Annotated in this window: 24 protein-coding genes; 18 read left to right on the top strand and 6 right to left on the bottom strand. The window is 38.8% G+C overall.

All coding sequences use genetic code 11. The features are described from left to right. Nucleotides 1-61 precede the first annotated feature (61 nt). Nucleotides 62-568: a phosphatidylglycerophosphatase A family protein gene (locus JN080_RS06880; RefSeq protein WP_256235189.1), complete on the bottom strand. Its 507-nt coding sequence runs from the start codon at nt 566-568 to the stop codon at nt 62-64. Nucleotides 569-755: 187 nt separating this feature from the next. Here JN080_RS06880 and yutH point away from each other — a divergent pair, with 187 nt between their 5' ends. Both yutH and JN080_RS06870 read left to right on the top strand, forming a co-directional pair. Beyond that, nucleotides 756-1760: a spore coat putative kinase YutH gene (yutH, locus tag JN080_RS06875; RefSeq protein WP_256235188.1), complete on the top strand. Its 1005-nt coding sequence runs from the start codon at nt 756-758 to the stop codon at nt 1758-1760. An 84-nt stretch (nt 1761-1844) separates the two neighbouring features. Beyond that, nucleotides 1845-2834: a 2-hydroxyacid dehydrogenase gene (locus JN080_RS06870; protein ID WP_256235187.1), complete on the top strand. Its 990-nt coding sequence runs from the start codon at nt 1845-1847 to the stop codon at nt 2832-2834. 40 nt (nt 2835-2874) lie between these two features. On the opposite strand, the gene JN080_RS06865 is transcribed toward JN080_RS06870, so the two are convergent. Then, nucleotides 2875-3096 (bottom strand): NifU family protein, encoded by a 222-nt coding sequence (locus JN080_RS06865; protein WP_256235264.1) that lies wholly within the window; start codon nt 3094-3096, stop codon nt 2875-2877. 170 nt (nt 3097-3266) lie between these two features. Between JN080_RS06865 and JN080_RS06860 the strand changes: the two genes are divergently transcribed. Both JN080_RS06860 and JN080_RS06855 read left to right on the top strand, forming a co-directional pair. Next, nucleotides 3267-3590: a YuzD family protein gene (locus tag JN080_RS06860; protein ID WP_256235186.1), complete on the top strand. Its 324-nt coding sequence runs from the start codon at nt 3267-3269 to the stop codon at nt 3588-3590. 417 nt (nt 3591-4007) lie between these two features. Next, nucleotides 4008-4247 (top strand): YuzB family protein, encoded by a 240-nt coding sequence (locus tag JN080_RS06855; RefSeq protein ID WP_256235185.1) that lies wholly within the window; start codon nt 4008-4010, stop codon nt 4245-4247. Between the two features lie 286 nt (nt 4248-4533). Here the strand turns inward: JN080_RS06855 and JN080_RS06850 are convergent, their stop codons facing one another. Then, nucleotides 4534-5208 (bottom strand): DUF2225 domain-containing protein, encoded by a 675-nt coding sequence (locus JN080_RS06850; RefSeq protein ID WP_256235184.1) that lies wholly within the window; start codon nt 5206-5208, stop codon nt 4534-4536. A gap of 170 nt (nt 5209-5378) precedes the next feature. Here JN080_RS06850 and JN080_RS06845 point away from each other — a divergent pair, with 170 nt between their 5' ends. Continuing rightward, entirely contained in the window at nt 5379-5744 is a 366-nt protein-coding gene (locus JN080_RS06845) for a HesB/IscA family protein (protein ID WP_256235183.1), read from the top strand. A 207-nt stretch (nt 5745-5951) separates the two neighbouring features. Here the strand turns inward: JN080_RS06845 and JN080_RS06840 are convergent, their stop codons facing one another. Next, nucleotides 5952-6950 carry an NAD(P)/FAD-dependent oxidoreductase gene (locus tag JN080_RS06840; RefSeq protein ID WP_256235182.1) on the bottom strand — a complete coding sequence of 333 codons (999 nt, stop codon included), beginning with the start codon at nt 6948-6950 and terminating at the stop codon, nt 5952-5954. A 461-nt stretch (nt 6951-7411) separates the two neighbouring features. Here JN080_RS06840 and JN080_RS06835 point away from each other — a divergent pair, with 461 nt between their 5' ends. From JN080_RS06835 to JN080_RS06810, 6 genes are all read left to right on the top strand, one after another. Continuing rightward, a complete protein-coding gene (locus JN080_RS06835; RefSeq protein ID WP_256235181.1) occupies nt 7412-8629 on the top strand; it encodes an NAD(P)/FAD-dependent oxidoreductase in 1218 nt (405 codons plus the stop codon). A gap of 280 nt (nt 8630-8909) precedes the next feature. Then, nucleotides 8910-9233, top strand: a complete 324-nt coding sequence (locus JN080_RS06830) for a YuiB family protein (RefSeq protein ID WP_256235180.1) — start codon at nt 8910-8912, stop codon at nt 9231-9233. Nucleotides 9234-9442: 209 nt separating this feature from the next. Continuing rightward, nucleotides 9443-10165 (top strand): 3D domain-containing protein, encoded by a 723-nt coding sequence (locus tag JN080_RS06825; protein WP_256235179.1) that lies wholly within the window; start codon nt 9443-9445, stop codon nt 10163-10165. 154 nt (nt 10166-10319) lie between these two features. Further along, complete coding sequence (locus JN080_RS06820; RefSeq protein WP_256235178.1) at nt 10320-10700, top strand: DUF309 domain-containing protein; 381 nt, start codon at nt 10320-10322, stop codon at nt 10698-10700. 34 nt (nt 10701-10734) lie between these two features. Then, the gene (locus JN080_RS06815; RefSeq protein WP_256235177.1) at nt 10735-12243 is read left to right on the top strand and encodes a leucyl aminopeptidase; all 1509 of its coding nucleotides are present in this window, start codon (nt 10735-10737) and stop codon (nt 12241-12243) included. A gap of 156 nt (nt 12244-12399) precedes the next feature. Further along, entirely contained in the window at nt 12400-12639 is a 240-nt protein-coding gene (locus JN080_RS06810; RefSeq protein ID WP_256235176.1) for a hypothetical protein, read from the top strand. Between the two features lie 95 nt (nt 12640-12734). Here JN080_RS06810 and JN080_RS06805 read toward each other — a convergent pair whose 3' ends face one another. Then, nucleotides 12735-12914 carry an asparagine synthase gene (locus JN080_RS06805; RefSeq protein ID WP_256235175.1) on the bottom strand — a complete coding sequence of 60 codons (180 nt, stop codon included), beginning with the start codon at nt 12912-12914 and terminating at the stop codon, nt 12735-12737. A 108-nt stretch (nt 12915-13022) separates the two neighbouring features. Between JN080_RS06805 and JN080_RS06800 the strand changes: the two genes are divergently transcribed. Then, nucleotides 13023-13412 (top strand): hotdog fold thioesterase, encoded by a 390-nt coding sequence (locus JN080_RS06800; protein ID WP_256235174.1) that lies wholly within the window; start codon nt 13023-13025, stop codon nt 13410-13412. Nucleotides 13413-13552: 140 nt separating this feature from the next. Beyond that, nucleotides 13553-14173, top strand: a complete 621-nt coding sequence (gene kapD, locus JN080_RS06795; protein WP_256235263.1) for a 3'-5' exonuclease KapD — start codon at nt 13553-13555, stop codon at nt 14171-14173. Between the two features lie 279 nt (nt 14174-14452). On the opposite strand, the gene kapB is transcribed toward kapD, so the two are convergent. Next, the gene (gene kapB, locus JN080_RS06790; RefSeq protein ID WP_256235173.1) at nt 14453-14833 is read right to left on the bottom strand and encodes a kinase-associated lipoprotein KapB; all 381 of its coding nucleotides are present in this window, start codon (nt 14831-14833) and stop codon (nt 14453-14455) included. A gap of 262 nt (nt 14834-15095) precedes the next feature. On the opposite strand from kapB, the gene JN080_RS06785 reads away from it, so the two are divergent. The 5 genes from JN080_RS06785 (at nt 15096) to JN080_RS06765 (ending at nt 18655) form a co-directional block, all read left to right on the top strand. Beyond that, nucleotides 15096-15692 carry a peptidylprolyl isomerase gene (locus tag JN080_RS06785; protein ID WP_256235172.1) on the top strand — a complete coding sequence of 199 codons (597 nt, stop codon included), beginning with the start codon at nt 15096-15098 and terminating at the stop codon, nt 15690-15692. 91 nt (nt 15693-15783) lie between these two features. Next, nucleotides 15784-15990, top strand: coding sequence for a hypothetical protein (locus JN080_RS06780; protein ID WP_256235171.1), 207 nt, complete (start codon nt 15784-15786; stop codon nt 15988-15990). A 245-nt stretch (nt 15991-16235) separates the two neighbouring features. After that, nucleotides 16236-16787 carry a superoxide dismutase family protein gene (locus JN080_RS06775; protein WP_256235170.1) on the top strand — a complete coding sequence of 184 codons (552 nt, stop codon included), beginning with the start codon at nt 16236-16238 and terminating at the stop codon, nt 16785-16787. A gap of 145 nt (nt 16788-16932) precedes the next feature. After that, entirely contained in the window at nt 16933-17280 is a 348-nt protein-coding gene (locus JN080_RS29430; RefSeq protein WP_305473782.1) for a hypothetical protein, read from the top strand. 160 nt (nt 17281-17440) lie between these two features. Then, on the top strand, nt 17441-18655 hold the full coding sequence (locus JN080_RS06765) for an alanyl-tRNA editing protein (RefSeq protein ID WP_256235169.1): 1215 nt from the start codon (nt 17441-17443) through the stop codon (nt 18653-18655). Nucleotides 18656-18740: the final 85 nt, after the last annotated feature.

Below are 18740 nucleotides of genomic sequence, written 5' to 3'. Positions count from 1 at the left end.
AAAGGATGGATACCCCATCCTTTTTGCTAGTGCGCTTAAAAACCTTAAACTAGATTAACTATTATAATCCATTTTCTCTTGCTGCACGATGGGCAAGTCTGCTTGAAGCCGCAGCCGCAATCGCACCAACAATATCATCTAAAAATGTATGGACCTCCCCTGTTGACTTATCATTTAAGTGCGCTAGTATACCAGGTTTTTGCTTATCAATATATCCATAGTTTGTAAAACCAATTGATCCATAAACATTGACAATCGAAAGAGCCAATATTTCATCAACTCCATATAGGCTTTCATCCGTTTTAATAATCTCTTGAAGTGGTTCCTCCAGCATGCCTTTTTCGGCAAGTACATCAAGCTGAATACCAGTTATGATGGCATTTTGTACCTCCCGCTTGGACAGAACTCGTTCAACATTAGCAAGACAGTCCTCCATCTTTAAGTTTTCGTGATATTTTTCTTGTAGGTAAAAAACTAAATCGGCGATATCCTGAACCGTGACACCTCTCTCCTTAAGCCATCTACGGGCAGTTTCTTCCGTCAATCCTATTTTTTTGTCATCTGCCATTTCCTCATATCACCCATTCTATATATTTTACAAATATTATATCTTTGCCATAAAATATGCGTTTTTTTGGAAAAGGGAACAAGTTTACTTTCTCCATTTTCTTCGCTATTTACTAAAGGATCTAACAAGTTTTTTACCTTTAAACATATATATTACATAAGAAAAGGTGTGGAAGAGAGGCGTGCAAATGCTTGAAAAAATGCTGGAACAGCAATATGGTGTAAAGGCGCAGGAACATGTGATGGTTAATTCTTATGAGGCTCTTAGAGGGAATGGCTGGGTATATTTGTGTCCACAGCCAGGCAATCGTGAAGAGGATGAAATTAGCGAATTAGAACAGATTGCCGAGCACATGAGAAATTATGGTGACAGTTATGTCCCCGTTTTTCTTCCTTCAAAGGAGGGAAAGCTACTGACAGAGTGGGAAAACAATCAGTATTGTGTTCTGGCCTTGCGGCAAACAGATAAACGGCGACCGCTAAAATTGGGGAGAAAGCTGGCAAAGTTTCATGAACGAGGGAGAATGGTTCCGTTTCAGATCCAGCGTTTAAGTCGAATAGGTCAATGGAAAGGACTTTGGGAGCAGCGTTTGGAGCAAATGGAACGGGTGTGGAATGGACTGCTATTTCAAACACCCGAAGATGAATTTGAAAGACTGTTTATTGATTCCTTTCCCTATTATATGGGTTTAACTGAAAATGCTATCCAATATTTAGTTGATACCGAGATCGATGATAATCCAACAGAGGTGGATAATGGAACAGTCTGCCATGAACGATTCTCTACTATGTCCTGGGGTACGGACTATTTAATCAAGAATCCCTTTGATTGGGTTTTCGATCATCGGAGCCGTGATTTGGCGGAATGGACAAGGGAACGCTATTTTCACAATAACCAAACCTACCAGCTTGATGTTAAGAATTTTTTTCAAGAGTACCTTCGAGTTGCACCACTTTCACCATTTTCATGGAAATTGCTTTATTCGAGAATTCTGTTTCCGCTTCATTATTTTGAATGCGTTGAAAATTACTATATTACTCGTTCAGAACAAGAAAAAAAAGTATTAGAGGAGCAATTGACCAAAATCTTGCGGCAAACTGGCGAATATGAACGTTTTCTAGGGAGCTTTTATGAATTGGCTGGGGCTCCAATAAAGAGAGTAAACCTTTCAAAACCAGAGTGGTTGTACTAATTATGTCACTGGAAAGTGATTGTTATTATGCTAAAATAACAATGTAATGATATTAGTCAATTTAGGCGAAGAAGGGAATACCGAATGAAACCAACTATTTTTATTACAAGAAAGCTTCCTGAAGCTGTCATCGAAGTGATTCAAGAGCAATATCAAGTTAAAATGTGGGATTATGAAGATGTTCAAGTCCCAAGAGAAATGTTACTAAATGAAGCCAAAACCGCGGATGCCTTATTAACAATGCTGTCTGATTCTATTGACGAAACTGTTCTATCGGCAGGGAATCAATTAAAAGTAGTGGCCAATTTGGCCGTAGGCTTTGATAATATAGATCTTGAAACCGCTACAAAAAGAGGAATAGCTGTTTGTAATACACCCGATGTTTTAACCGACACTACAGCAGACCTAGCATTTGCATTATTAATGGCAACAGCGCGTAGAGTTGTTGAAGCAGCAGAGCTTGTCAAAAAAAATGAATGGAAAAGCTGGAGTCCACTATTGCTAGCAGGTCACGATGTTCACCATAAAACTATTGGAATTTTCGGAATGGGGAAAATTGGTGAAACCGTTGCGAAACGGGCAACAGGATTTGATATGGAAATTCTTTATCATAACCGGACAAGAAAACCTGAAGCAGAAAAAGAGTTGGGAGCGGTTTATTGCTCATTTGATGAATTAGTGGAAAAATCCGATTTTCTTGTTTGTTTGACGCCACTTACAAATGAAACAAGAAATATATTTACACGTGAGACGTTTAAGAAAATGAAAAAGACCGCTATATTTATTAATGCAGGAAGAGGCCCAGTTGTTGACGAAGTCGCCTTGTATGACGCCCTTTTGGCTAAGGATATCGCCGGTGCAGGATTGGATGTATTTGTGAAGGAACCTATTAGTGAAGAACATCCATTACTAAGCCTTCCAAATGTAGTAGCCCTTCCGCATATTGGCAGCTCGAGTTTCGAAACACGGATAACGATGATGAAGCTGTGTATCGATAATATCCAAGCAGTTTTGACTGGTAAGGAACCACTTACGCTTGTAAATAAAGAGTGGAAACCCATTCAATTGGTGTAATAAATTAAAGAAAAAAAGCGGTTGCCAAATGGCAATCGCTTTAAAATACTTGTTCAACTTCAAGCACACCTGGAACTTCTTCTAAAAGTGCGCGTTCAATACCAGCTTTAAGAGTGATAGTTGAGCTTGGGCAGCTGCCACAAGCGCCAAGCAAACGTAGTTTTACAATGCCGTCTTCCACATCAACTAACTGGCAATCCCCACCGTCCCGAAGAAGAAAGGGACGCAATTTATCTAATACTTCCTGAACTTGTTCCTTCATTTCTAACTCTGCCAAACAAATCGACTCCTTTCCTAACCCTTATTATAATGTCATTGCTAGTAAAAATCCATCCTGTAGTTCTGCTAATTGAGAATTAATTGCAAATTAATTTTCTGGTTAATAACTTATATATAGTATAAAATAAAAGGAAAAGTGGGGAATAGATTATCATGGAAAATAATGTTGAAATAATTGTTTACGGTGCTGAACAGGTATGTGCAAGTTGTGTCAATTTACCTTCTTCAAAGGATACATGTGAGTGGCTTCAAGCAGCTATTGCAAGAAAGTTCCCGGATCAGCCCTTTCTAATTTCCTATGTAGACATATATAATCCGCCTGAAGTGGCATCAAAACAAAAATTTGCAGTAAAGGTTATTGAAGAGGATATGTTCTATCCGGTCATCGTTATTAACGATAAAGTAGTCGGGGAAGGGAACCCGCGTTTAAAAACAATTTTTTCAGAGCTTGAACAATATGGTTATAAGGAAAAATAGGTATTCCAATTAATGGAGTGCCTTTTTTATGTGGGTAGGAAATTTTGAATGTTCAATAACTGTCTAACTAAATGTACAGAACAGGCAGATTTTAGTTGTACCAACGCTTTTCTTACAGAATAGTATAATATTTTGAATTTAGATAACTGTCTAGCTCCAGCACCCAGCGACTAGTGTATTTCGCCCACCTCCCTACGATAAGTCAAGCACGAATGCGCTTACGCTCTTCGTGTTTCCTTTATCTCAGTCGGTGTGCACCACAAGGAACGCTTCGGCAGCATAAGCATCGCACGAAGAAAAAGCGTTAGCTTTTTCGAGGAGTCCGTACGTCGCTAAACGGGCGCTTCCGCTTTTCTTACATTTATTGACGAAATTTTGATAAAAGAGTAGGATTGTGAGTTAGTAGAGGTGAAATAGATGTTTAAGCCAATCATTGAGTTTTGTATAAGTAATTTGGCAAGCGGCTCCCAAAAGGCCCGTGAGATATTAGAGAAGGACCCTAATCTTGACATAATCGAATATGGATGTCTTGGGTACTGTGGGAAGTGTGCAGCAAATCTTTTCGCATTGGTGAATGGTGAAGTTGTAATGGGTAAATCCCCAGAAGAACTTGTCGAAAACATTTATCAATATTTAGATGAAAACCCAATGTTTTAATATAGAAAGCGGAAGAAAAAGGGAACAGGTTAGCCGAGGGCACTGAAAAAGTCCTCTTAAATGTATGGGTTCTTTGAAACTTGCCTGTTGATTTGCGCTCCAGGTGCGAGCGGTTCGCGGGCGGTCCGGGGAGCCTCCTCGGCGCTATCGCGCCTTCCGCTCCAATCAACAGGGTGGCAATATCATTAATTGGAGCTTTAACATAGTTCATGAAAAAAAGGTATAATACCCTATATTGAGGGAATTATACCTTTTTGCTGTATAATTATAATATCAATCTCTTTTGTTACTCCCTCATTTCCCGCCAGCGTTCTCGAGCCATTTCAATAATTTTCGGTTCAACGGATTGCCTTTGTTTCTCAATTACTTTCGAAAAATATTGAACGGCGTTTTGGCGGTCGTTTAATCTTCGTGATAGTTCGCCAATTAAATAAAGGAGTTTTACCTCGGAAACTTGAGTTCCAATGTAATCACCAGTATACAATGAATCGTTATATTCTTTTACAGCAAGCCTCATAAACCGTTGTTCTTGATCTTGAATCTTGAGTGTTCGGTAAAGCCAACCGATCCTTATGTATATTCCGGCCAGGATAATATGTTTTTCTTTCTTTAAAGTGCCACAATAACTGGCAAGCTTATAGGTTTGAATTGTTTGGTGAATGGTCCTTTTCCCACTGAAGTCATGTGGAATCCACCGACTGACAACTGCCGTTTTTATTGCTGTTTCTGCTCCTGGGGGAAAAGCCTTTGAAAAATCATCTGAAAATGAGAAACCACAATAAGGGCAAACCTGAATATGATAATATAGAGGATTTGATTCCTCTGATTCATATAAAGGGAAAAAGTCTGTATCAAATTCGGATATTTTTATAAACCGGCTTCGGACCTTTTTGCTAAGAAATGGTTTCTTGCAAAACAAACATTCATATTTTTTGTCATAGATAGGCTCAATGGTGGGCATGATTGTTTTTTCCTTTTTTATTAATTAAGTTGTTTTATCTCATTATAACTTAGTTTGCAGAATTTAGAGTGATGACATAGGGTTTAATTTGTTGAGTACCTGACTTGAAGTGTTTATACTAAAAGAAAGCAATGGATTCATAGTGGAATAAAAAATAAGGAGGAAAAAAAATGAGTAATGATGTAATTTTGCTGACAGAAGCAGCAGCACTTCAAATAAAAGAAATGATTAAGCAGAATGAGGAAGAGGGTGCTTTTTTACGTGTGGCCGTTCAAGGCGGTGGCTGCAGTGGATTATCTTACGGTGTGGGCTTTGACCACGAGGTAAAGGATGGGGATATCAAGTTTGAACAGCATGGGATTCAAATTCTAGTGGATAAAGAAAGTGCACCAGTTTTGCAGGGTACAAAAATTGATTTCAAGCAATCGATGATGGGCGGCGGCTTTACCATCGATAATCCGAATGCAATTGCCTCATGCGGTTGTGGGTCATCATTCAAAACCGCTACAAATGCCGGAACACCTGAAGAATGTTAATCCATCATAAAAGGCGGCTTTAGAGGCCGCCTTTTTGCATATTATTGATAACTTTGGTAACTGCCTAGCTCTAGCGCCCAGCGACTAGTGTACTTCGCCCACCTCCCTACGATAAGTCAACATCGAATCGCTAACGTCTTCGTGTTTCCTTTATCTCAGTCGGTGTGCTCCAGTCCATACGTCGCTAAACGGGCGCTTCCGCTTTTCTTATTTATCAAACATAGAAGAACTATGCAATGGCTGTACTTTTGATTTTGGATCGATGAAGGATTTTGCATTGTTAATAGCAGTTGGAGCTTCACCAAAACCGCAGGCAATTAATTTTACCTTTCCATCATAGCTGCAAATATCACCGGCAGCGTAGACTCCAGGCACATTCGTTTCCATTTTGGAGTTAACAACAATGGAATTTTTCTCAATTTCAAGCCCCCATTCTTTAATGGGTCCTAGAGAAGACACGAAACCATAGTTAACGATTACATCATCAACATCAATTGTTACTTTGCCTTCACCATTTACTTCCTTAATCACAACTTGGTTGATGCCATTTTCGTCACCAACTAAATCGGCTGGAACATATGGCGTTTTAATATCTACTTTAGAGTTATTTAAATTTTCTACACTATGCTCGTGGGCACGGAACTTATCTCTACGGTGAACAATGGTTACTTGCTCAGCAATTGGCTCAAGCATTAACGCCCAATCGACAGCTGAATCGCCACCGCCGAATACAACAACTTTTTTACCAGCAAATTTATTTAAATCTTCAATGAAATAATGCAAATTTTGACGTTCATACTTTGCAGCGTCTTCTAATTCTAGGCGGCGTGGCTGAAACGCACCGTTTCCAGCAGTAACAATAACAGTTTTAGAATAATGCACTTCTTTGTCAGTTGTTAATTTAAAAGAGCCATCCGGTTGTTTCTCAAGCTTTTCGACAGATTGTTCTAGGGCAATAACTGGGTCGAATTTTGCCATTTGCGCTTTTAAATTATTCACCAGTTCCTGGGCACGGATTTTTGGGAAACCCGCAACATCATATATATATTTTTCTGGATAAAGCGCTGACAATTGACCTCCTAGTTGTGGCAGGCTTTCAATGATTTTAACAGATGCTTGTCTCATTCCTCCATAAAAAGCAGTAAATAAGCCAACAGGGCCCCCACCGATAATCGTAATGTCGTAAACAGTTTGATCTTCTTGCAATCCGAATCCCCCCAACTGTGTAGTTACAAGTTACAAATTCCAAAATATAAAATATATCATATCACAATTTTAGTTTATACCACATATAATACTGAAGAATAGTACGACTTTTTTGAAATTTTAAATAAGTTAAAGAAAAACCACTATTTAAATTTTCTAATTCTTTTTAAATTAAATTGCTTGAAAAATATAGTAAAAAATATTAAGATAAGTTATGGATATATTGTTACTATTTTGTGACAAAAAAGGTACATTTATTTATCTAACATTAGTTTGTCTGACATCGTGAAATTCATCACAAACTTTTTCTTATCTTTTGAAACAAAGAAAGAATATTTATTTGTCTATCATCGTGAAATTCATCACAAACTTTTTTGCCATCTACAAAATAATATTTAATAAAGATGTGGAAGATAAGGGAAAGCAACTAGTAAAAAAATATAAAGGCGGAAGTGATCACTTTGAGAAAGAATAAAATTGTTATTTTAGGGGCGGGCTACGGCGGATTAATGACAGCTGTTCGTTTGCAAAAATTAGTAGGTGTAAATGAAGCAGATATCGTTTTAGTCAATAAAAATGATTACCATTATGAAACAACATGGTTACATGAGGCATCTGCTGGAACATTACATCATGACCGTGTACGTTATGAGATTCGTGATGTTATTGATCGCAATAAGGTTGAATTTGTCCAAGACACAGCAGTTGAAATTAAAACCGAAGAGAAGAAAGTGATCTTGGAAAATGGAGAAATCACTTATGATTATCTTGTCATTGCTTTAGGCGGGGAGCCTGAAACGTTCGGAATTAAGGGCTTAAAGGAATTTGCTTTCGGAATCACGAATGTCAATTCTTCCCGACAATTGCGTGAACATATTGAATACCAATTTGCTACTTACAATACGGAGGAAGAAAAAAACGACGAAAGATTATCGATAGTTGTTGGGGGAGCGGGCTTTACTGGAATTGAATTTCTAGGTGAATTAACAAACCGGATTCCTGAACTTTGTCATGAATATGATGTTGACTTTAATAAGGTGAAAATTACTTGTGTAGAAGCTGCGCCAACAGTTCTTCCAGGCTTTGACGAAGATCTTGTTAAATACGCTGTCTCTCACTTAGAAAAAAAAGGCGTTGAATTTTTAATTGGTACTGCCATTAAGGAATGTACTCCTGATGGGATCATTGCCGGGAAAAAAGATGAAGAACCGATTGAAATTAAAGCAGCAACTGTTGTCTGGGCTGCAGGTATCCGTGGAAATTCAATTATTGAAAAATCCGGTTTTGAAGCAATGAGAGGCCGTGTTAAGGTTCAGAAGGATTTACGAGCACCTGGTTACGATGATCTATTTATTATTGGAGATTCCTCATTATTTATTAATGAAGAAATCAACCGCCCGTATCCGCCGACAGCACAGATTGCTATGCAGCAGGGTGAAGTTTGCGCCCGTAATATTGCTGCTCTTATAAGAGATAAACATGAGCTTGAAGAATTTAAGCCTGATATTAAGGGTACTGTTTGCTCCCTTGGTGAGGACGATGCCATTGGTGTTGTTTATGGTAAAAAGCTTAGAGGCGGCAAAGCATCATTTATGAAAAAAGTCGTCGACAACCGTTCACTATTTATGATTGGCGGCGCATCTCTTGTTATGAAAAAAGGAAAGTTTAAAGTATTTTAATAACTTAGCTTTTACCAAATAAACAACGGCGTGAAGGGGCAGAGAAATCTGCTCTTTTTTTACTTTAATAACCTTAAAAATGGGGAGAATGCGTTTTAAATGAGTAGGTTTGGAGTGTGCTCCAGTCACTTGCAAAGGATGTGCTGATGTCGACGTTTACCACAGGACGTGGAGTTTTTAGTCGATGATCCTTAAACGGGCGCTTTCGTTTTCTTTTTCTATTGCTCCTTTTTTGACATTCAGTTACACTTATTGGTGATGTGAAAGGGGGAATTTTCAGGTGCAGATGAGCATTGTGGTTTTGATCATTTCAATTTTGCTATTTTTTGTGCTATTTTTTGGAATTGGCTTTTTACTTAATATGCTATTGAGAATGTCCTGGATCATGGCTATTGTTTACCCAATTATTGCAATATTAATTGTCGATAAAGTGCGTTTTATCGAGTATTTTACAAATAGTCAGTCAGCATTTAGCCAGCTAGGACACCGATTTGCCTCATTAGGTATTGCAGATATTATCATTCTTATTAGTGGACTAGCAGGAGCAATCGCTGCTGGAATTACCATCAAGCTGTTAAGAAAAAATGGATACGCCATGTTTTAAAATCGTAATTGAAAAAAGACAACCCTTACATTGCGTAAAGGTTGTTTTTTTTATGTACCACCAGAATTTCTATCTTTGAACATAGAGAATTGACTAGTTCCAGTCCTGTCGCTAAACGGTCGCATCCGCTTTTCTATTTTTTTCATCTCTCTTTGTATATTTCCGTTAACGTCGGGAAAAGACTATTTGAGGGAGGAATGAAAAATAGTATGAGTAAATTAGATGATTTTCTAAGGCGTTTGGTGATGACATGTCTTTTTATAACAGCTCTTTTTATGACATTTCAATCCTTTTCCGGAGTAAAAACACAAACGCTTTTAGCCTTTGCTAATTTATCAATGAAAGCTGAACACCAACTAGCGGAAAAATTAAGCTCACAAATTACACATAAATTGAACACAATCGGGCTTTCCTATAAAAAGCTAAAGCAAACTGTTAAACTGGATTCTTTCCTATTTTCAGGCCATGCTTCTGCTAAGGAAATCCCAACTTTAGAGGATTCCATTGATTGGACAAAGTACCCTAAGCAAACCGTTGTGGCAACGGGATATACAGCTGGGTATGAATCGACAGGTAAAAATAAGAATCATCCTGAATATGGAATAACCTTTTCTGGTGTAAAGGTGAAGCGGGATTTATATTCAACGATTGCCGCTGATTTAACTATTTTTCCAATTGGGACCATTCTATTTATTCCTGGTTATGGATATGGTGTGGTGGCTGATAAAGGCGGGGCCATAAAAGGAAATGAACTTGACCTTTATTATGAGACTGTAAATGATGTGTATCAATCATGGGGAAAAAAGAAATTAGATGTATACATTATCCAAAAGGGAAGTGGCAAGCTGACAGAGAAGGAATTATTAGGATTAAATGAAGATGAATCCATGCAGGTCTTTCGTCAGCAGTATGTCAAATCTGAAAGAAGATAAAGCAGGCCTAGGCCTGTTTTTTGTGTTTTATCCCGCATTAACGGGCAGTAAGACTCCCGCTGATTGAAGTTTCACTTTAAAGACCTACTTTTAAGAAATTCAGCTATATAATAGATAGTAGTAATAAATTCATTAAAAAAGGGGGAACTTTACTTTGGATGATTATCCACTTGAGTATTATGAGTTTTTCGTGAAATTCAACGAAGGTGATTATTATTCTTGCCACGATTTGCTCGAAGAAATGTGGATGACGGATAAAGGAAATTTATTTTTAAAAGGACTACTGCAAATGAGTGTGGCAATTTACCATTATGGATATGGCAATGTAAAAGGGGCTAGATCTATGATGCAGACTGCCCATGAATATTTGCAGTCCTACCGGCCGAAGCATTGGGGATTGGATTTAGAAAAAGTATATCTGTTTGTGGAGCAGGCGCTGTCTATTTTTCCAATTGATATTGACCGGTTATCATATGAAGAAATAAATAAGCTTCCCAAGTTGCCGAAGCTGTACTTATATTTGGAAGATTGTTAGTAGCTGAATTTGAAAAAAATCTGGGGGGGCAAATATGTTTCAAATTGATAATAATTTTCAATTATCTAATCAACATGAAAGTATTATTATAGGTCTGTTTGACAAGCAGGAAAAGTTTGCAGGTGATTTAGCAAGGTTTGATGAGGCATTTGGAGATCAATTAACAGAACTTGTCAAAAGCGGTGATTTATCAGCGAAGTATAAAAATATTAATAAGATACATAGCTTAGGCAAGATAGGCTCGAAGCGAATTTGGTTTGTCGGGCTAGGAAAAGAAAAGGATTTAACCTTTGAAAAACTTCGCAATGCGTTTGGTAAATTGTTTAAGTCGATAAAGACAACTAGGCTGGAGGAGACAGCAGTTTTGTTAGGGTCCTTCCTTTCTGAAAAAATAGATGGCATAGACGCTGCCCATGCATTAAGCGAGGCCTTCACCTTAGCCGTCTACCAATTTGAGGGATATAAGCAAAAGTCAAATGAACCAGAAAAAAGCCTGAGAAGCATAACCATTTATCATGATGCATGTGACAAAGAGGAGTATCTGGCAGCATTAGAAGTAGGCCAGGCTTTTGGAAATGGAGTTAATTCAGCACGGACGCTTGTCAATATTCCTGGGAATTTGCTTACAGCAACAGATATTGCCGATTACGCCAGCGGCTTAGCTGATCGATATGGGTTTGAACTTGAAATCTTGGGGAAAGAAGAGATTGAAAAGCTTGGGATGGGGGCGTTTCTTGCTGTGAACCAAGGGTCAGCAGAACCCCCTAAAATGATCGTTCTTAAATATCAAGGAAAAGAACAATGGACAGATGTGATTGGTCTAGTCGGAAAAGGGATCACGTTTGACACAGGAGGCTACTCGCTTAAAACAAAGGCTGGAATCGTTGGAATGAAGACAGATATGGGCGGAGCAGCAGCTGTTCTTGGGGCGATGGAAATCATTGGACAATTAAGGCCTGAACAAAATGTTGTGGCTGTGATCCCCTCAACAGATAATGTGATCAGCGGTTCAGCGTTCAAACCGGACGATGTCATCACATCGATGAGTGGTAAGACGATCGAAGTATTAAATACCGATGCGGAAGGCCGTCTCGTGTTGGCGGATGCCATAACCTATGCCAAACATCATGGAGCTGAATATCTTGTTGATGTCGCAACTCTAACAGGCGGGGTCATTACTGCACTTGGATTATATACAACAGGTGCGATGACGAATAATGAGGCATTGTATAAACAAATCCAAGAAGCGTCACTGGAATCCTGTGAACCGATTTGGCTATTGCCGTTATTCGAGCGGGATAAGGAAAGAGTCCGCAGCAGTAAAATAGCTGATTTGAATAATTCACCAGGACGTGAAGGACATGCGATTGTTGCTGGTGCCTTTATTGGGGAATTTGCTGAGAATACACCATGGGTTCATCTCGATATTGCCGGAACGGCTACTACTGCAAAAGATTATGACCTTGGTCCAGCTGGTGCTACCGGTGTAATGACACGGACACTTGCACTGTTTGCAGAACGATTTGAGCCATTCGGCAAATAATGATTAATCCTGATTACTTAAAATTTACAAAAGGCTTGGATGGAAAACAAAAGTCGATTCCAGTGAGAAGTCCTTCCCGGAAGCCCACTCCAAATTCTTTATGTTTGCATATGAAATAGTGTAGGCAAGTATAGATGAAAAGGAGGTTCAGCCCAATTGTACCCATATTATAGAGGCGCATATCCAATACCTGATCAAAGATTTCTTGGCTGGGGGCTGGGATGGCCGCTGGCGGCTGGAGGACTTGGTTTTTTAGGAGGATTAATTGGCGGCGGACTTATCGGCGGTGCGTTAGCAAGCCGCCCATTTTATGGAGGATTCGGATACCCGGGGTTTGGTTGCCCGGGAATGGGTTATCCAGGCATGGGCTTCGGCGGTTATCCTTATTTTTATTGAAAAAAACGAAGAAACAGCTTCTATCGAAGAAGCTGTTTCTTTCTTTTTTTTGCAAAAAAAGGTTAAAATGGTAAGTAGTGTGTGTAACTTGAAAGCTAAAATTTGTTGCGATGTTCGTATAAATCAATGGCACCTAACACAATATGAGCGAGGCCAAATCCAAATATGGTATTGGAGTACATTTTATCAATTTTACGGTTTTGTTTCATTGCAATCCCCGCCGTAGTTACCGCGGTTCCAAGGATCGTTGGAATTAAGCCTTCTCTAATTTCCATGGCTGTCCCACCTCAACTTTTTTATAAATTGTCCTTAGGGACATTAAATAGTTTTTCACAAAATTAGTTAATTAATGATGTTATCATTTTACAGATGGAGGAATTGAAATGGCTAAAAAAACTTCTTTGGTGGATGTGCTGGGGATCAAATTTACTCTTTTGGAAAAAGGAAAAGTAATCGCAACAATGCCTGTTGATGAACGAACACATCAACCGTTTGGGTTATTGCACGGAGGGGCTTCCGTTGCTTTGGCGGAAACAGTTGCAAGTATGGGGGCATATGAGCTTGTTGATAAACAAACCCAAGTGGTAGTCGGACTTGAAATTAACGCGAATCATATCCGTTCCAAAAAGGATGGGGTTGTAACTGCAAAAGGAACCGTACTGCATCAAGGAAAAACAACAATGGTTTGGGATATAAAAATTACCGATGAACAAGATCGCTTGATTTGCGTATCAAGATGTACAATTGCTGTTTTGAATATCAATAATGATTGAACTTCAAAAGGGTGGAATAACTTACCATCCTTTTTTATTTTGAATAAAATTTTTTTGAAATTCATGATATAATAAAAAATATCAAAGTCGAAAAGGAATACAAATTAGTATATTGGAAATGGTGAGAAGGTGGTGGAATGATGAAAGAACGCCGGCAGCATTTATTTATAGATTTTGAGTTTACCATGCCCGAAAAATATGTTCGTGCGAAAAACTTTTTTCCTGAAATCATCGAGATTGGTCTTGTTTCGGTAATAAACGATAAAATTGTGGATCAGTTTTCATCGTTTGTGACGCCAATTAAATTCCCAATTCTTTCTGAACGCTGCAAATCTTTTCTACATATTTCACAAGAGCAAGTCGACAAAGGGATCCCTTTTATGGAACTTGTTCGGAGAATGATGGATTATGATCGGAATTATGAAAATGTCATTGTTACATGGGGAAATATGGATATGAAAGTATTAAGGCATAATTGTCACCAGGCAAATGCTCCATTTCCGTTAAAAGCGGTTGAAATCGATCTATCGATGGAATATAAACGATTCTTTGGTGACCAAAACCAAACTGGTTTGTGGAAGGCTGTCCAAGAATATGGAAAAGAAGGAACTGGCAGGCATCACCGCGCCCTTGATGATGCATTGACGACCTATAATATTTTCCGATTGGTTGAAAAAGATAAACAATATCTTGAAAAGCCGAAACCAACAACCATTGGTGATCGTATTGATTTTTCTAAGCTGTTAAATGAATTTGCGTAAAAGGACCAAATCTGTAAATAGGATTTGGTCTTTTGTTTTTATTTAGGCTGTTTTCGTAAACATTGTTGCTAGTAGAGAAGTGGTTGATTTCCGCTCCAGAATGCTCGCTTTCCGCGGGGTGGGCGGTGAGCCTCCTCGGCGCTTAAGCGCCTGTGGGGTCTCGCCTGTCCCACTGCTCCCGCAGGAGTCTCGCACCTTCCACTCCAATCAACTTTTTTTTCAATGGTTTATTTTCACAAGACCTATTTATAAAAACAACAATCTTTTATAAAAGAGCCTTTATTTAAAATAGTCTTGCTCTAAACCTTTAATTATTTCTAAGCTTTTATCCGCCCACGGTGAGGCTGCTTCAACTAAGTCCTTTTTTAGTTTATCCACTGCAATCCGTAATGATTCTTGGTATTCAGGAATTTCTTCAACATAATGCTTGACCATTTGTTTTGGTACGTTTGTTTGTTCCCGATAGGCAAGAGATCGTCGCTCATGAAAAATCCCTACATCAGCACTCTTTGGATGGTGCAGGTCCCCCTGCATGGGATGGGTGAGGACGGCCAAAACTCTGACTAAATAATGCTGGGGACGCTCCTCAGTTATTTCCCCAATATACTTCCCTGTTTTATATATCGCTGTTACTTTATCGCCTATCTGAAATTCAGACATTTATTGGCCTCCTTGTTTTACGGCTTTTTCTTTATTATGAAGGATGATTATAAAAAAACAAAGTGTTAAAATGGCAATATCATATAAATGAACAAAGCCGGAGGGATGATAATTGCTAACAAAAATGAAGATACTTATGTCTATAGCAGCCATAATGCTTTTTCTAGCTGCCTGTGGGACAAGCAATTCAAACCAAGAATCAAAAAAAGACAACACTAAACCAAATTCACCGAAAGTAACTGAGAAAGAAGGGGGAAAAACAATGACTAACTCTTTTCCACAATTAACATCTGAAGTGACTCCTGACGAAAAAGTAATTGAAATGGAAACATCAATGGGCTCAATTAAGATCAAACTTTTTCCTGAATATGCACCTAAGGCAGTTGAAAACTTTGTGAAACATAGTGAGGAAGGCTATTATAATGGGCTTCTTTTTCACAGGGTAATCAAAGACTTTATGATCCAAGGTGGAGATCCTAACGGCAACGGGACTGGTGGCGAAAGCATTTACGGCAAGCCGTTTGAAGATGAATTTTCAAACCATTTATTTAATATTCGAGGGGCACTGTCAATGGCTAATTCAGGTGAAAATACTAATGGAAGTCAGTTTTTTATCGTCCAAAATCCAAAAGTTGACCCATCCATGAAGGAACAAATGGAAAAGGCTGGATACCCTCATGAAATTATTGATGCTTACGCAAAAAATGGCGGTACACCTTGGCTTGACCATCGGCATACCGTTTTTGGACAAGTTATTGATGGAATGGATGTAGTCGATAAAATTACCAATACTCCTGTTGGTGCACAGGATAAACCAAAGGAAGATGTCATTATTCAAAAAATTACTGTTATCAAATAAATAGACAGACTGAGGGTTAAAAACTTGGAACAATAGATGACCATTGCTATAATTACCTTTAAAGGACTCCTTTTTAGAAAGGAAGAACAAAATGATTCAATGGTACGTGCTTTCCTTGTTTTTATACTTTCCTAAAGATAAACGAGAATATATTCCGGCAGTAATTAGTTTAACAATTTTTATGATTGCTGCGTTCATAACAATGAGACTTATTATCTCCTATTCGAAACGAGAAGCCCAAAAGGCAAAAGAGCTCGAAGAAAAATTAAAACAGGATCGAAAAAATTGGAACAGTTAATACTTAACTGTTCTTTATTTTTTTTATGCTGAACTTTGAGAATTGTCTAGCTCCAGGCATCTCCCTACGATAATTCAAGCACGAATGCGCTTACGCTCTTCGTGTTTCCTTTGCCGTGTATTAACGGGCAGTAGATTCTCAACTGCCCGCAAATGTCGCTGACCGGCACTTTCGCTTTTTGATGAATACAAACCCAAGTTACGGTCATACTAACCGGAAATTGCTCTTTTTGGAGGGTTACTAGTATGAAGAAAAGCTGGGTAATCATCCCGCTGCTTTTGCTGTCTGGATGTACACAACAGAACCCCATGAAGGTCAGTGTAGAAATGTATAATACGGTGGGCGACTCTTTAGGAAATATAAACTTGGCAGAACAAGCAAGTGGTGTGAAACTTAAAGTAAAGTTAAAAGGTTTGCCGCCTGGTGTACACGCCATTCATATTCATGAAAAAGGAAAATGTACAGCACCAGATTTTAAATCAGCGGGTAACCACTTTAATCCTGAAAAGAAGGAACACGGACTCTTACATCCAAAAGGTGCACATGCAGGAGATCTTCCAAACCTAATTGTCGAGGATACTGGGAGCGTTAGTGCTGATATTATGGCACCGAACGTTACGTTAAAAAGTGGGAAAAAATCATTGATGACCAAAGAGGGAACATCCATCGTAATTGATGAAGATAAGGACGACGGAATGACGCAGCCATCAGGTGACTCAGGAAAACGAATTGCCTGCGGAAAAATTTCTAATAATAAACAAGCAGGGCAGAAAAAAGCCCAAGATGAAAAAGAATAGTGATTGCTCCTGAACGATAAGGTGAGAAAAAATTTTCTGTAAAAAAGAACATTCATAAAAATTTAAAATACTTAGGTTTATCGTCTAATCCTTCTTTTACAAATGGACATACACTATGGTGTACAATTTGGAAGGGGAGATTAGTTTGGAAAAAGAAAATAGACAATTTGGCGGTGGCTATCCACAAATGGGCGGTTATCCACAAATGGGCGGTTATCCACAAATGGGTGGCTATCCACAAATGGGTGGCTATCCACAAATGGGCGGTTATCCACAAATGGGTGGCTATCCGCATATGGGTGGTTACCCGCAAATGGGCGGTTACCCGCAAATGGGCGGTTATCCAGGCATGATGGGCGGACATCATCATCACCACCATCATGGAGGTTATCCACAAATGGGTTACCCTAAAAAACCAGGTGGTTACCAGCAAATGGGTGGTTATCCACAAACTGGTTTGCAAGGCTATGGTCAGCGCTCCAAACAGAAATAGCAGTTGTGCAAGCCAGCATCATTTCTATAAAAAGCACTAATTCTAAAATTGACTACCTATCTTAACAGACGGGTAGTATTTGTTTTTTTTGGAAATGTATACTAAGTTTGAATGAGCACCGTTACTTAAAAAGGACTTACATAAGGGAGAGCATTGCGGGATGAAAAATAAAATATTTTATCAGGATGCATACATCCAAACGTTTTCAGCAAAGGTTGTAAAAGAAGCCGAGGACTCAGCGGGAAACTTGTTCGTCGTATTAGACCAAACTGCCTTTTATCCGACCGGCGGAGGCCAGCCGCATGATACCGGCACGATTGGTGATGTAAATGTGCTAAATGTTGAAGAAATTGATGGTGAAATTCTCCATTTTATCGAAAAACCGTTGCAAATATCAAAAGGTGAAGTGGTGGGGAGGATTGATTGGCAAAGACGTTTTGATCACATGCAGCAGCATGCTGGCCAACATATTTTATCGGCTGCCTTTGATAACCTATTTCACTATAAGACAATCAGCTTTCATCTTGGAAATGAAGTGCTAACGATCGATCTTGATACAGACACCTTATTAGATGCGGAAGCAGACCAAGCAGAACGGCTTGCAAACCAAATCATTCTTGAAAACAGAAGCATTGAAACAAAATGGCTGACAGAAGCCGAATTGTCCCAATATCCGCTCCGAAAAGCAACTAAGGTAAAGGATGATATTCGGCTTGTTATTATTCCAGACTTTGATTATAACGGCTGTGGTGGAACACATCCAAAATCAACAGGTGAAGTACGCGCCATTAAACTATTGGATTGGGAAAAGCAAAAGAAGAAAATCCGACTTCAATTTGTTTGTGGTGATCGCGTTCTTGACCAATTCCAGCAAAAACAAACAGTCCTTTTGGGATTGACCAAGCTTTTAAATGCCCCTGAAAAAGACATGTGTGGTGCCGTATTGAGGATGCTTCAATCGGAAAAGAAGTTGGAAAAATCGCTGGAACAAGCACAGGAAAAACTTTTCACCTACGAGGCAGCTGAATTAATAGCGGAGAGCAGCTCACTACGTGAAGAAAAACTTGTCAGCAAAGTCTTTCAGGGAAGAACCATTCAAGAGCTGCAAAAGCTTGCTCGCCTTGTAACCGCAAAAGAGCAAAATTGCAATGTACTGTTTATATCCGAAAATGATAATCGGCTGCAAGTAGTTTGTGCTCGAGGCTCGAATGCTACCGAAAATATGAAGAGTTTGATCGGAGATGCACTAAAACTAATAAATGGAAAAGGTGGAGGAAATGAAGCCTTTGCTCAAGGAGGAGGGGAAGCACTTATTTCAGGAGATGAACTACTAAAAAACTTGCTAGGGAAAATATTTGCGAAGGTTAATGGATAAACCTGCAAATTTAGGAAAATAATATTTTTTGTTAGTCCCCTTTTTTATACAGTTAATCAAAAGGTTTGTTTGAAAAAATATTACG

Origin of the sequence: Bacillus sp. EB600 (assembly GCF_024494385.1) — a bacterium.
GTDB lineage: Bacteria > Bacillota > Bacilli > Bacillales > Cytobacillaceae > JAEVLT01.
The sequence above is the reverse complement of the archived record's forward strand: the minus strand, read 5'-3'. Positions and strand labels throughout refer to the sequence as shown.

Coding starts and splice junctions, on each gene's coding strand:
- JN080_RS06880 (WP_256235189.1), bottom strand. CDS start 568: ATGGCAGATGACAAAAAAATAGGATTGACGGAAGAAACTGCCCGTAGA.
- yutH (WP_256235188.1), top strand. CDS start 756: ATGCTTGAAAAAATGCTGGAACAGCAATATGGTGTAAAGGCGCAGGAA.
- JN080_RS06870 (WP_256235187.1), top strand. CDS start 1,845: ATGAAACCAACTATTTTTATTACAAGAAAGCTTCCTGAAGCTGTCATC.
- JN080_RS06865 (WP_256235264.1), bottom strand. CDS start 3,096: ATGAAGGAACAAGTTCAGGAAGTATTAGATAAATTGCGTCCCTTTCTT.
- JN080_RS06860 (WP_256235186.1), top strand. CDS start 3,267: ATGGAAAATAATGTTGAAATAATTGTTTACGGTGCTGAACAGGTATGT.
- JN080_RS06855 (WP_256235185.1), top strand. CDS start 4,008: ATGTTTAAGCCAATCATTGAGTTTTGTATAAGTAATTTGGCAAGCGGC.
- JN080_RS06850 (WP_256235184.1), bottom strand. CDS start 5,208: ATGCCCACCATTGAGCCTATCTATGACAAAAAATATGAATGTTTGTTT.
- JN080_RS06845 (WP_256235183.1), top strand. CDS start 5,379: ATGAGTAATGATGTAATTTTGCTGACAGAAGCAGCAGCACTTCAAATA.
- JN080_RS06825 (WP_256235179.1), top strand. CDS start 9,443: ATGAGTAAATTAGATGATTTTCTAAGGCGTTTGGTGATGACATGTCTT.
- JN080_RS06815 (WP_256235177.1), top strand. CDS start 10,735: ATGTTTCAAATTGATAATAATTTTCAATTATCTAATCAACATGAAAGT.
- JN080_RS06805 (WP_256235175.1), bottom strand. CDS start 12,914: ATGGAAATTAGAGAAGGCTTAATTCCAACGATCCTTGGAACCGCGGTA.
- JN080_RS06800 (WP_256235174.1), top strand. CDS start 13,023: ATGGCTAAAAAAACTTCTTTGGTGGATGTGCTGGGGATCAAATTTACT.
- kapD (WP_256235263.1), top strand. CDS start 13,553: ATGAAAGAACGCCGGCAGCATTTATTTATAGATTTTGAGTTTACCATG.
- kapB (WP_256235173.1), bottom strand. CDS start 14,833: ATGTCTGAATTTCAGATAGGCGATAAAGTAACAGCGATATATAAAACA.
- JN080_RS06785 (WP_256235172.1), top strand. CDS start 15,096: ATGACTAACTCTTTTCCACAATTAACATCTGAAGTGACTCCTGACGAA.
- JN080_RS06780 (WP_256235171.1), top strand. CDS start 15,784: ATGATTCAATGGTACGTGCTTTCCTTGTTTTTATACTTTCCTAAAGAT.
- JN080_RS06775 (WP_256235170.1), top strand. CDS start 16,236: ATGAAGAAAAGCTGGGTAATCATCCCGCTGCTTTTGCTGTCTGGATGT.
- JN080_RS06765 (WP_256235169.1), top strand. CDS start 17,441: ATGAAAAATAAAATATTTTATCAGGATGCATACATCCAAACGTTTTCA.